The sequence below is a fragment of the Pseudonocardia parietis genome, from assembly GCF_017876315.1.
Classification (GTDB): domain Bacteria; phylum Actinomycetota; class Actinomycetes; order Mycobacteriales; family Pseudonocardiaceae; genus Pseudonocardia; species Pseudonocardia parietis.
Window position 1 is genome coordinate 2,659,348 of sequence record NZ_JAGINU010000001.1, and the last position, 11,148, is coordinate 2,670,495.

The 11,148-nt window shown below is 72.9% G+C and carries 12 protein-coding genes; 5 read left to right on the plus strand and 7 right to left on the minus strand.

The genetic code is table 11. The annotated features are described in order from the left end of the window. The first annotated feature begins 68 nt into the window (after nucleotides 1–68). Both JOF36_RS12575 and JOF36_RS12580 read left to right on the plus strand, forming a co-directional pair. Nucleotides 69–1,013 (plus strand): substrate-binding domain-containing protein, encoded by a 945-nt coding sequence (locus JOF36_RS12575; protein ID WP_210026935.1) that lies wholly within the window; start codon nucleotides 69–71, stop codon nucleotides 1,011–1,013. A gap of 5 nt (nucleotides 1,014–1,018) precedes the next feature. Continuing rightward, nucleotides 1,019–1,477, plus strand: coding sequence for an RpiB/LacA/LacB family sugar-phosphate isomerase (locus JOF36_RS12580; RefSeq protein WP_210026937.1), 459 nt, complete (start codon nucleotides 1,019–1,021; stop codon nucleotides 1,475–1,477). A gap of 12 nt (nucleotides 1,478–1,489) precedes the next feature. Here the strand turns inward: JOF36_RS12580 and JOF36_RS12585 are convergent, their stop codons facing one another. From JOF36_RS12585 to JOF36_RS12610, 6 genes are all read right to left on the minus strand, one after another. Beyond that, nucleotides 1,490–2,344 (minus strand): alpha/beta fold hydrolase, encoded by an 855-nt coding sequence (locus JOF36_RS12585; protein WP_210026939.1) that lies wholly within the window; start codon nucleotides 2,342–2,344, stop codon nucleotides 1,490–1,492. Between the two features lie 4 nt (nucleotides 2,345–2,348). Then, nucleotides 2,349–3,164 carry a 3-methyl-2-oxobutanoate hydroxymethyltransferase gene (locus JOF36_RS12590; RefSeq protein WP_210026941.1) on the minus strand — a complete coding sequence of 272 codons (816 nt, stop codon included), beginning with the start codon at nucleotides 3,162–3,164 and terminating at the stop codon, nucleotides 2,349–2,351. Between the two features lie 12 nt (nucleotides 3,165–3,176). Continuing rightward, entirely contained in the window at nucleotides 3,177–3,713 is a 537-nt protein-coding gene (locus JOF36_RS12595) for a hypothetical protein (protein WP_210026943.1), read from the minus strand. 8 nt (nucleotides 3,714–3,721) lie between these two features. Beyond that, entirely contained in the window at nucleotides 3,722–5,008 is a 1,287-nt protein-coding gene (locus JOF36_RS12600) for an aromatic ring-hydroxylating dioxygenase subunit alpha (protein WP_210026945.1), read from the minus strand. Between the two features lie 67 nt (nucleotides 5,009–5,075). Beyond that, nucleotides 5,076–6,296 (minus strand): NAD(P)/FAD-dependent oxidoreductase, encoded by a 1,221-nt coding sequence (locus tag JOF36_RS12605; RefSeq protein WP_210026946.1) that lies wholly within the window; start codon nucleotides 6,294–6,296, stop codon nucleotides 5,076–5,078. Next, nucleotides 6,293–6,616, minus strand: a complete 324-nt coding sequence (locus JOF36_RS12610; protein WP_210026947.1) for a 2Fe-2S iron-sulfur cluster-binding protein — start codon at nucleotides 6,614–6,616, stop codon at nucleotides 6,293–6,295. Before JOF36_RS12610 ends, JOF36_RS12605 begins: the two co-directional genes overlap by 4 nt. Before the next feature lie 1,024 nt (nucleotides 6,617–7,640). Here JOF36_RS12610 and JOF36_RS12620 point away from each other — a divergent pair. The 3 genes from JOF36_RS12620 to JOF36_RS12630 are packed head-to-tail and all read left to right on the plus strand — an operon-like array spanning nucleotide 7,641 to nucleotide 10,749. Further along, nucleotides 7,641–9,176 (plus strand): tripartite tricarboxylate transporter permease, encoded by a 1,536-nt coding sequence (locus JOF36_RS12620; RefSeq protein WP_210026949.1) that lies wholly within the window; start codon nucleotides 7,641–7,643, stop codon nucleotides 9,174–9,176. Further along, complete coding sequence (locus JOF36_RS12625) at nucleotides 9,173–9,733, plus strand: tripartite tricarboxylate transporter TctB family protein (protein WP_210026950.1); 561 nt, start codon at nucleotides 9,173–9,175, stop codon at nucleotides 9,731–9,733. Before JOF36_RS12620 ends, JOF36_RS12625 begins: the two co-directional genes overlap by 4 nt. Continuing rightward, nucleotides 9,730–10,749, plus strand: a complete 1,020-nt coding sequence (locus JOF36_RS12630) for a Bug family tripartite tricarboxylate transporter substrate binding protein (RefSeq protein ID WP_210026951.1) — start codon at nucleotides 9,730–9,732, stop codon at nucleotides 10,747–10,749. The genes JOF36_RS12625 and JOF36_RS12630 overlap by 4 nt, the downstream gene beginning before the upstream one ends. A gap of 30 nt (nucleotides 10,750–10,779) precedes the next feature. On the opposite strand, the gene JOF36_RS12635 is transcribed toward JOF36_RS12630, so the two are convergent. Continuing rightward, a complete protein-coding gene (locus JOF36_RS12635; RefSeq protein WP_210026952.1) occupies nucleotides 10,780–11,091 on the minus strand; it encodes a DDE-type integrase/transposase/recombinase in 312 nt (103 codons plus the stop codon). Between the last annotated feature and the right edge of the window lie 57 nt (nucleotides 11,092–11,148).

An 11,148-nucleotide genomic window follows, 5' to 3' on the forward strand; every position in this document is an offset into this window, starting at 1 on the left:
GTTAGACCAATGTTAGTCTGCGCCGGTCGCGGCGACCAGGGACGGTCCGCGACGGAGAGGCGGACGAGATGACCGAGCTGCACCTGTCCACACTGACCCGCAGCCAGGGCGCGAACGCCGCGCTGAAGGACGGGAGCGTCGCGCCGGCCCACGCGACCCTCGACTTCGTCGAGGTGTCGCCGCTGCCCAGGGGGTTCCGCCGGATGGTCCGCGACCTGGAGTTCGACGTCGCGGAGATGGCGGTCACCACCTACCTCGTCGCCCGGGCACACGGCGTCCCGTTCACCGCGCTGCCGGTCTTCCTGGTCCGCGGTTTCCACCACGGCGCGATCCAGGTCGCCGCCGGGTCCGGGATCCGGCCGCAGGACCTGGCCGGGCGGCGGGTCGGGGTGAACCGTGGCTACACGGTGACCACCGGCGTCTGGGCCCGCGGGGTGCTCGACCGGGAGTACGGGCTCGACCTCGACGGGATCACCTGGGTGTGTTCGGACGCCGAGCACGTCGAGCGGTACCGCGCACCGTCCAACGTGGTCGCCGCGGGTGCGGACGCCGATCTCGGGGCGATGCTCGCGGCTGGCGAGCTGGCCGCGGTGATCGGTGCCGGGCTCACCGGGCCCGGCGTGGCCCCGCTCGTGCCGGATCCGCAGGCCGCCGCGGTGGCGGCGCTGCACCGCGACGGTTTCCACCCGGTCAACCACCTCGTCGTCGTGCGGGACGAGCTGCTGGCCGACCACCCCGGTCTGGCCGAGGACCTGTTCGCCGCGTTCGCCGAGGCCAAGCGGCGCTACGTCGCCGACCTGGCGGCGGGCGCGGTGACCGACCCGGACGCCACCGACCGGCTGAACGCCGTCGTCGCGCGGGAGACCGGGGCCGATCCGCTGCCCTACGGGATCGAGCCCAACCGGGCCGTGTTGGAGCGGCTCGCCGAGCTGGCCCGTGACCAGCACATCCTCGCCGAGCGGCCGGACGTCGACGGGCTGTTCGCCGCCGGTACCGCGGGCCTGGCCGGGTGAGCGGGATGCGGATCGCGATCGTCGCCGACCACAACGCGGTGCCGATGAAGGCCCGGCTGGTGGACTGGCTGGCCGCGCGCGGACACGAGGTGGACGACCGCGGGGTGCACGACGAGCGGGTCGTCGACTACCCGGTGCTGTGTGAGGACCTCTGCCGCCGGGTGCTGTCCGGCGCCGCCGACACCGGCGTCGTGCTCGGTGGCAGCGGCAGCGGCGAGCAGATGGCCTGCAACAAGATCCGCGGGATACGGGCGGCGCTGTGCCACGACACGTTCCTGGCCGGGATCGCCCGCGGCAACAACGACGCGACGGTGCTGGTGATGGGGGCCAAGGTCATCGCGCCGGACGCCGCGGAGCGGATCCTCGAGGTCTGGCTCGACACCGGTTTCCGCGGCGGCCGGCACGCCGAGCGCCTGGCCCAGATCGCCGTCCTGGAACGGGGCGGCTCGCTGCTCGGGGACTGACGCCCCCGCGGCTCAGGCGCGGTGGGAGTCCAGGAAGTCCAGGACGCGGGCGGGCGCGGTGTCCGCCGTCTGCTCGGCCACCCCGACGTCCCAGAGCTGGGAGCCGGGCAGGCACTCGTGCAGGAACCAGGCGGCGGAGCGGGCGTGCGAGGCGTCCTGGCCCGGCACGACCAGTGCCGGGACGTCGAGGGTGAGCAGGTCCTCCGGCTCCGGGCCGGGGACGCTGTCCCGGTCGAACATCGTGCGGACGATCCCCTCGAGCACGGTGCGGTACCGGCCGGGATCGCCCGCGGCGTAGGCGGTGGCGAAGTCCTGGTCGCGGCGCAGGACCGGCGCCCACGGGCCCACGGCCGGATCCGTGCCGAAGCCGGCGCCGGACCCGCGGGCCCGCTCCACCACCGCGCCGAGCCCGTGCGCCGCGACGAACGCGGCGTGCTCGGCGAACCGGCGGTGCTGGGTCATCCGGTACCGCGCACCGCCCGCGGGGGAGTACAGGACCATGCCCGCCGTGCGTTCCGGGTACGCGACGCCGAACGTCGCCGCCACCGACGCGCCGACGCACCCGCCGAGCACGAACGCGCGCTCGATGCCGAGGTGGTCGAGCAGGCCGGCGCCCTGGGCCGCGTAGTGCGCCCAGGTGACCCGCTCGACCCGGCCGCCGGAGTCCCCGGATTCGCGCCGGTCGAAGGCGATGGCCGTGTACCGGGTGGCCAGCGCCTCGACGAGCCCGGTGGCCCGGTAGACGCCGTGCGTCGACCAGTTCGCGAGGGTCGCGTCGAACCCGCCGGGGGAGAACAGCAGCAGGGCCGGCCCGTCGCCGGTGACCTCGTAGCGGGTTCGCAGCCCGTCGATCGTGGTGGTGGGCACGTCCTCACCGCCCGCCACGGATCTGGCGCCCGGCGCGCACGTCGCCGGCGTAGGCCGAGATCGCGTCGAGGCTGATCCGGGCCACGTCGGCGTAGGTATCGCGCGGGTCGTCGAGCTGCGACTCCGCGTAGCCGATGGCCGCGTTCACCATCCGGACGCGACCGTCCAGCCACGGCCCGCCGCCGTGACCGCCGAGCACCGGGATCGACACCGCATCCACCACGGCCGGCCCGACGACCGGGCCCGAGTTCGTGAAGTTGAGCAGCGCCGCCCCGGCCGCCTCCAGCGCCCTGGCCTCGGCGACCATCTCCTCGCGCATGTCCGCGGGCACCTCGCTGGACGCCCCGGGCGTGGTGTCGTAGGCGATCCCGTGCCGCAGCGCGGTCTGCGGGGTGATCCCGAACTGGGCGAACACCGGGATCCCGGCGCGGTGCACCGCGGTCACGGCGTCGAGGTGGTCGGCGGCGCCGTCGAGCTTCACCAGGTCCACCCCGCCCTCCTTCACCAGCCGGATCGCGGCGCGGACCGCTTCGCGGGGGCCTTCCTGCAGCGGCCCGAACGGGAAGTCGCAGGACACCAGGGCCCGGCGCACCCCGCGCCGGACGGCCCGGCAGACCACCAGGAGCTCGTCCATGGTGATCTCCAGCGGGTTCGGCCGGCCCCACAGGTTCATGCCGACGGTGTCGCCGACCGACACCAGGTCGACACCGGCCCGGTCGACGATCCGGGCCATCTGGTAGTCCCACGCGACGACGCCGACGATCTTGCGGTCGTCGCGCTTCATCGCCTGCAGCGCCGGGACGGTCACGGTCTCGCTCATCGGTTCCCCCTCTCAGGCACGGATCGCGGTCAGCAGATCGGCGGCGTCGCGGTCGTCGGCGCCGGCCAGCAGGACACGGGCGTGCGGGCGCAGCGCGGCCACGCTCGCCCGGGCGTCGGCCCCGCCGAGCACGATCCCCGCGGTCATCACCCCGCGCCCGGCGCAGGCGCGCCCGATCCGTCCGGCCGCCAGCGCGGCGGCGTCCCCGGCCCGGGCCGAGGCGATCATGACCACGGCGTCGGCCGCGGCCAGCTCGGCGGCGAGGTCGGTGGCCGCGCCGCCGGTGTGGTGCAGGGGCAGGGCATCGTCTGTGCCGTCTGTGCCGTCTGTGCCGTCGGGCGCCGGGGGTGGGCCGGTGCGCAGGGTCAGAAACCGCGCCGCGTTCCACCGCTCGCGGGCGAGCCTGCGGACCGCGGTGGCCGCGTCGTCGTCGAGCGCGACGACGCGGGTACCCCGCCGGCCCTCGACGGGGGCGTCGATCCGGTAGCCCGCCTCCTCGGCGGTGGTGGCCAGCGCGCAGCTGCTCGGCAGGATCGGTCGGGTGCCCATCGACGTCCTCACACCGACGCGTGCGGCTTGCCCGGTTCCGCGGTGAGCGCGTCCCGGCTGGAGTCGATGAACGCCGAGTCCCGGGGCAGCACGACCGCCGCCGAGCGCACGTGGTGGTGCGCCGGATCCACACCCGGGGGGACGGCGCCCTGGTCGCGCAGGGCGACGGCGGCGCGCCGGAGCTTCTGGCGGGCCTTGATGATGCCGGCGTCGGCGGAGACGAGCCGCTCCTTGGACCGGTCGACGATCGGGCCCATGCTCTCCTGCAGCGAGGAGTCCTGGATCGCGATGCCCTTGATCCCGGAGAAGTACTCGCCGCGGCGCTGGGCGTCGCGGTCCATCAGGTAGTCGTTGTCCCGGTTCGCCACCGGGCGGTAGGTGCCGGGAATGTTCTCGCTGTGCACCCCGTGCCCGGCGCGCATGGCACTCAGCTCGTCGCCGGTCAGCGGCCGGGTCGGGTGGTAGTCGAAGGAGTACGCCCAGCAGTTGTGGTCGTCGATCGGGACCCACCAGTGCCCGTGCACCGGGTGGTCCCCGCGCGGCGGGACGAGGGTGAAGCTGGGCATCACCCACGGCGTGATCCGCCAGTAGTAGGAGTCGGCCTCGGCGTTGCGCCGCGCGCCGACGAACAGGCCACCCTCGGCGTCGGCGACCTCGAAGAACGGCCGCAGGTCGTTCATGTTGTACTCGTTGCCCTTGGCGCCCTTGAACAACGGGTCGTTCTTGAGGCCGCCCGAGTGCAGCCAGGACACGTGGCTGGAGTCGATGCCGCCCTCGAAGGCCTGCAGCCAGTTGCACTCCTGCCAGCGCTTCGAGGTGTAGTTCTGCTCCGGTGCCACCTGGGTGAACTCGAACTCGGGCAGTGGCGGCCGGGTCGCCGGGTCTCCCATGTGCGTCCAGAGCACGTCACCGATCCGGACCAGCGGGTAGGAGCGGAGCTTGACGTGGGCGCAGAAGTTGCTGTTGTCCGGCTCGGAGGGCACCTCGAGCGCCTGGCCGGTGACGTCGAACTTCCAGCCGTGGTAGGCGCAGCGCAGGCCGCCCTCTTCGTTGCGGCCGAACCACAGCGAGGCGCCGCGGTGCGCGCAGAACTCGTCGATCAGCCCGTAGCGGCCCTCGCTGTCGCGGAAGGCGATCATCCGCTCGGACAGGAGCTTGACCCGGACCTGGGGGCAGTCGTTCGCGGGCAGCTCCTCCGCGAGCAGCGCCGGGATCCAGTACTGCCGGAACAGCTCGCCCATCGGCGTGCCGGGCCCGGTCTGCGTCAGCAGCTCGTTGATTTCCGTCTTGAGCACCGCACGCCTCCCATACCATGTCGAGTGAACAACAGTATTACCATTAGCCCTACGAAGAGCCCGGTCGTCAGGCGACGAGCAGCTCCTTGAGTGGCCGGTCGGTCCGGCGGGCCGCGCTCGCGGGCAGCTCGGTCCCGGTGGCCAGTGCCCGGCGGACCACCAGGAAGTCGGCCGGCGAGTTGACCGCGTCGACCGCCTGCAGGCGGCCGTCCCGGTAGTGCAGCGCGGCGAAGCGCTCGGCCGCCGGGTCGCCGCGCACGACGATCTCGTCCGCACCGGCGGCGAGCCCGGCGATCTGCAGCTTGAGGTCGGCCTGGTCGGACCAGAACCACGGCACCTCGGGGGTCGGGCGCGCGACGCCGGCCAGCGTCGTGGCCGCCACCGTGGCCTGGTGCACCGCGTTCTGCACCGACTCCACCCGTACCGGGGCGTGCCCGCCGCCGGTGGGGTGCGGCTGCAGCGTGCAGTCGCCGGCGGCGACCACCGACGGCAGCGCGGTCCGGGCGTCGAGGTCGACCGGGATCCCGCCGGGGCAGGCCAGGCCGAGGCCGGTGGCCAGCTCGGTGCGCGGCTCGACGCCGATCCCGACGAGCACCAGCGCGGCGGGCAGCTCGCCGCCGTCGGTGAGGTGCACCGACCGGACCCGCCCCGCCGTGCCGTCGAGTGCGGTCACGCCGGTGTCCAGCAGGACGCGGACCCCGCGGCGGGCGTGCGCGCCGGCGTAGAAGGCGGACACGACCGGGGCGACGGCCCGTCCCAGCAGCCGGTCGGTGGCCTCGACGACGGTGACCGGGCGTCCGTGCGCACGGGCCACCGACGCGGCCTCCAGGCCGATGAAGCCGCCGCCGACCACGACCACCGGCCGGGTCCCGGCCAGCGCGGTGCGCAACCGGTCGGCGTCGGCGAGGTCGCGCAGGTGGTGCACGCCGTCGAGCGCGGCACCGGGTACCCGGAGCCGCCGTACCCGGGCGCCGACGGTGAGCCCCAGCCGGTCGAACGCGATCTCCCGGCCGCGGTCGGTGACCGCGCGGCCGGTGTCGAGCGCGGTGATCCGCTCGCCGGTGACCAGTTCGATACCGCGGTCGGCGTAGAACGCGGCGGTGCGCAGGGCGAGCCGATCGGCGTCGGTGTCGCCGGACAGGTAGCCCTTGGACAGCGGGGGTCGCTGGTAGGGCAGCTGCGGTTCGGCGCCCATCAGCGTGATCGGCATCGTGTCGCCCGACTCGCGCAGCGAGACGGCCAGTTGCACGCCGGCCTGGCCGGCCCCGACGACCAGGGTGCCGGTCACGGTTGCACCGCGGGGATCTCGACGGTCAGGCCGTCCAGCTCGGAGGTCACCGGCACCTGGCAGGACAGCCGGCTGCCGTCCCGCCGTTCGGAGACGGCCAGGTCGAGCAGGTCCTCCTCCATATCGCCCGGGGGATCGAGACGGGGTGCGAAGTCGTCGCGGACCCAGACGTGGCAGGTGGCGCAGCTGGTGTTGCCGCCGCACTCGGCGACGATGCCCGGCACCCCGTTCTGGGTCGCGGCCAGCATCACGGAGTCGCCGTCGCGGGCGTCGACCCCGGTCTGGGTGCCGTCCGGGAGGACGAAAACGACCTTGGGCACCTGTGGGCCTCCCTTGCTCTGCTGGCGTGAAACGGGCCGAGCGAAGCGGCCGTATTGGTATTACATCATACCACTTTGCCCTCGGTCAGATCCGACCCGTCCGCCGTGCTCGTACCGCTGCGGCACGGCAGAGCACGGACTGAGGCGCTCCGGGCGGCGGAACTGCTCGTCTCCCACGGGTGCGCCCCGGCCGTCGTGTGCGCGTCGGTGTTGGCCAGGGCCGCGCAGAGGGCTCGGATCGTTGCCGGCGGACTGGTCGCCGCCGGGGCGGCAGAACCTGCGGTGCGGACCGACTGGCGGCTCGACGAGCGGCGCTACGGCGCCCTGCAGGGAGTGCGCCCGCCCGGAGCTGGTCGCCCGGGAGGGGATCAGGCGAGAGTTCCCGCGGCCCGGCTCCGACCATGCCGTGCACGTGGGCGGCGGTTGCGACTGCTGCGCTGGAGTCCACGCTCCGGCGGCGCTGCAGGAACTGATGCACGAAACCTTGTATTGGTATGTTGTTAGTCCTATTGTCTTCGCATGGCTCCGGAGCGAGAGCCGGCGATGACGCCGGTACCGCCGCCACGATGTGTGCTGCCCGGGCAACGGGCCCGTGTCCCGATGCGGCCGCCCTGAGCAGCCATCTCTGATCAGACGGATCGGAGATGCGTGCGTGACGGTTTCGGTCTCGACCTCGCGCACGCTCTGCCGGCCGCTGTGAGCAGCTGTCGAGTTCGTCCTCGGCGAAGCCCATGCCGCGGCGTCGGCCGAATCTCCGTCGCCGGACGTGACAGCTCGCCTGTCGCAGCGGGTCCGAGCACCGGAACCGACTCCTGGACAGCCGAGGCGCGGCTCACGACGACACGCGAAGAGGTCGGGTTCCAATCCCCCCGCACCGACTCGTCGCACGTGGCCGGCCACTGCTGCCGAAGCCGCGACGAGACCGGTCATCGTTCGACCTGACGCAACTGCTGGACCCCGAAGTCCTGAACGCTCCCATCACCCGTCCGGCCTGCCCGGGCGGCAGCGAGATCACGGAGGATTCATGGGAGAAGCGCTCTTGAGCAGCCTCGCCCAGCTGCTGCAGCCCCAAACCCTGCTGCTGATGCTCGTCGGCGTGGCAGTCGGATTCGCGGTGGGCATCCTCCCTGGCCTCGGCGGGGCGGTGACCCTGGCGCTGATGCTGCCGTTCAGCGTCGGTCTCGAACCGGTGCAGGCCTTCGCGTTCCTGCTCGGCATGCTCGCCGTGACCTCGACGGCGGGGGACATCACCTCGGTGCTGTTCGGCGTCCCGGGTGAGGCAACATCCGCGGCGACCGTTCTCGACGGCCACCCGATGACCAAACGGGGCGAGGCGGGGCGCGCGCTCGGTGCCGTGCTCTCCTCATCGGCGCTGGGCGCGGCGTTCGGCGCCGTCGTGCTCGTCGCCGTGATCCCGATCGTGCGGCCGCTCGTGCTGTCCTTCGGCCCGGCCGAATTCTTCGCACTCACCATCCTCGGGCTCACGTTCGTGGTGGCGCTCTCGGGGGCACACGTCGTCAGGGGTCTGCTCATGGCCTTGCTCGGCGTGATGGTCGCGATGGTCGGGATCGACGCGCAGGAGGGGGTGCCGCGGTACGCCTTCGGCGAGCTCTACCTCTGGGCGGGGATCCCGCTGGTCCCGCTGGTGGTCGGGCTCTTCGGCGGCGCGGAGCTGCTGCAGCTGATGCTGGCCCGTGGCTCGATCAACCGGTCCGGAAGCGCGCGTACCGAGGCGGACAAGGCCGGCGACGAGGTGCGCGCGAGCGGCATGTCCGCGCTGCTGCAGGGAGTGCGGGACTCGCTCGCGCACTGGTGGCTGGTCGTCCGCTCCGGGGCGATCGGCATGGCGATCGGCATGATGCCCGGGGTCGGTGGTTCGGTGGCGCAGTTCCTCGCGTACGGCCATGCCCAGCAGACCTCCCGGCGCCCCGAGGAATTCGGCCACGGCTCGATAGAGGGGGTGATCGCGGCCGGCGCGAGCAACAACGCCAAGGACAGTGGTGCGCTCGTACCGACCGTCGCCTTCGGGATCCCCGGCGGCGCGGCGACCGCTGTTCTGCTCAGCGCGTTCCTCGTCGTCGGCCTCGACCCGGGCCCGGAGATGCTGACCACCGATCTCGACGTGACGCTCTCCATGGCGTGGATCGTCATCCTCGCCAACGTCGTCGCCGTCGCGATCGCGCTACTCACGGTCCGGCACCTGGTCAAGCTCACCGACGTGCCGAGCACCTATATCGTCCCGGCCCTGCTCGTGCTGCTGACGGTCGGCACCTACACCGCGAGCAACAACTTCGCCGACGTCCTGGTGATGCTTGCGGCCGCGGGCCTCGGCGTGGTGTGCGTTCGCTGGGGCTGGCCCAGGGTGCCCTTCCTGCTGGCGGTCGTGCTCGGTTCGATCGCCGAGCGCTACCTGTTCCTGTCCGTGTCGCTCTACGGCTACGAGTGGCTGACCCGGCCGGTCGTCGTGGTCGTCGCGGTCATCGTCGTCCTCACGCTCATCCAGTCCGTGCGGCGGCGCCGTTCGGTTCGCGTCCTCGCGTCGAAGGGAGTCTCCCGATGAGCACCGCCGACCAGGTCCCCGACGGGGACACACCGGGTGCAGTGGCACCGACCGCCGCGCCGTCGGCCGTCCGCCGGTTCGACCCGGTGGAGGTGGCGATGTCGGCTGTGCTGCTGGCGGTCTTCGCCGTCGCCGTCCTGCTCGCCGCCCAGTGGAGTTTCCGGGCCGCGCTCACCCCGCTGCTGGCGGCGGGCACGGGCGCCGTGCTCAGCGGCCTCCACCTGGTCCGCAGCCTCACCGGGCGGGCCGGGCGGTCCCGCGCCCAGCGCTCCGGGGAAGGACCACCGCCCTCCGATGAGGCGACCAGGGTGTTCGCCACGGCCGGTCGCCGGTCCTGGACGGTGGCGCTGGCCTGGGTTGTCGGGTTCTTCGCCGGCATCTACGTCATCGGGCTCGTTGTCACCGGAGCCGTCTTCGCCCTCGCGTATCTGCGGGTCCAGGCGCGGGCGAGCTGGCAGGCAAGCGTCGGGTACGGCGTCGCCGTCGGGCTGGTCGTCTGGCTGCTGTTCGACGTGCTGTTCGAGATTGCGCTCCCCGAAGGGCTGATGCTCCGATGACACCTCGCAGATACCTCTCCGCCGTCGCCGCGGGAGTGGCCGCGCTCGTCCTCGCCGGGTGCGGTGCCGATCCCGGCGCGCTCTCGGCGCCGGAGTTCTACCGAGACCGCGCGATCGACCTCGTAGTGCCTTACGAGCCCGGCGGCGGCTACGACCTGTACGCCCGCGACGTCGTGCCCTACCTCGCCCGCTGCATCGGTGGTGACGTCAAGGTCGTCAACGAGGCCGGCGCCGGCGGGCTGCTCGCGACCTCGAACACCGCGGCCGCGGAGCCGGACGGAACCCGGGTGCAGATCGTCAACACGGTCGGCGCGGTGAGCGCCCAGATCGGTCAGGCGGCCGGAATCAACTTCGACCTGGCCGCCCTGTCCTGGGTCGCCAGGGTCTCGGCCGAAGCCAACGTCGTGGTCGTCGCCGCGGACAGCCGCTTTGCCGACTTCGATGACATGCTTCGCTCCCCGGACCCGGTGCGGTTCGTCTCCACCGGCCCCGGCTCGAACGACTACATCAACCCGCCGCTGCTCCAGCAGATCTTCGACTTCCCGGTCGAGGTGATCAGCGGCTTCGCCGGATCGGGCGAGGCCCGCACGGCATACTTGCGCGGTGACGCCGACGCCCAGGTCCTGCCGGTAGCCAGCACTGTCAGCGCGATTCGGTCGGGGGAGATCCGCCCGGTGCTCGTACTCGGTGACGCCGACAGCCCCGGACTGGAGGGCGTGCCCAGGGCCCGCGACCTTCCGGTTGCCGGCGCGGCGCAGCGGGAGACGTTGACGTCGCTGCTCGATCTCGTCTCGCTGAGCCGCACGATGGTCGCCCCGCCCGGTCTCGCCCCGGACCGGCTGGCGTTCCTGCGCGACGCGTTCGCCTGCGCCCTGACCAACCCGGACCTGGTCGCAGCCTCAACCGAGCAGCGACGGCCGATCGAGTTCATGCCCGGGGCGGAGCTGACCGAGGCCATGCGCTCGGTGCTGAGCGCGGACCCGGCGTTCCGCCAGATCGTCCGGGACATCACGTGAGCGGATCCCGATCACCCTGGCCTGCTGGGACTACGACCGGACCCGCGCACTGGAGGACGGGACCGTCGCCCGGACGGCGTCGACCTGACTGCCGCGGACGGAGCAGACCACCGTCGGTGCCGGCGCTCCGCGCTGAACCACGGTGTTGCGCAGCGTGTTGACCGCGAGCGGCGAGGTCATGCGGGCGTCGATGGAGTAGCCCACGATCCGCTTCGAGCAGGCGTCTTTCACGGTGCAGGGGTAGAGCTCGCCCTCGGCGGTGGGGTGCTCGGTGATGTCGGTCAGCCACGGCTGGTTGGGCCGGGCGGCGGTGAACCCGTGGCGCACGAGGTCGTCGTGCACCGGTGGTCCGGGCCGGCGGGTGCGGCCGCGCGTGCGGGTATGGACCGACCAGAGCTT

Excerpts from the sequence above, each read along its gene's own strand:
- JOF36_RS12630 (WP_210026951.1), top strand. The coding sequence starts at position 9,730 with ATGACACCTCGCAGATACCTCTCCGCCGTCGCCGCGGGAGTGGCCGCG.
- JOF36_RS12625 (WP_210026950.1), top strand. The coding sequence starts at position 9,173 with ATGAGCACCGCCGACCAGGTCCCCGACGGGGACACACCGGGTGCAGTG.
- JOF36_RS12620 (WP_210026949.1), top strand. The coding sequence starts at position 7,641 with ATGGGAGAAGCGCTCTTGAGCAGCCTCGCCCAGCTGCTGCAGCCCCAA.
- JOF36_RS12590 (WP_210026941.1), bottom strand. The coding sequence starts at position 3,164 with ATGAGCGAGACCGTGACCGTCCCGGCGCTGCAGGCGATGAAGCGCGAC.
- JOF36_RS12595 (WP_210026943.1), bottom strand. The coding sequence starts at position 3,713 with ATGGGCACCCGACCGATCCTGCCGAGCAGCTGCGCGCTGGCCACCACC.
- JOF36_RS12580 (WP_210026937.1), top strand. The coding sequence starts at position 1,019 with ATGCGGATCGCGATCGTCGCCGACCACAACGCGGTGCCGATGAAGGCC.
- JOF36_RS12575 (WP_210026935.1), top strand. The coding sequence starts at position 69 with ATGACCGAGCTGCACCTGTCCACACTGACCCGCAGCCAGGGCGCGAAC.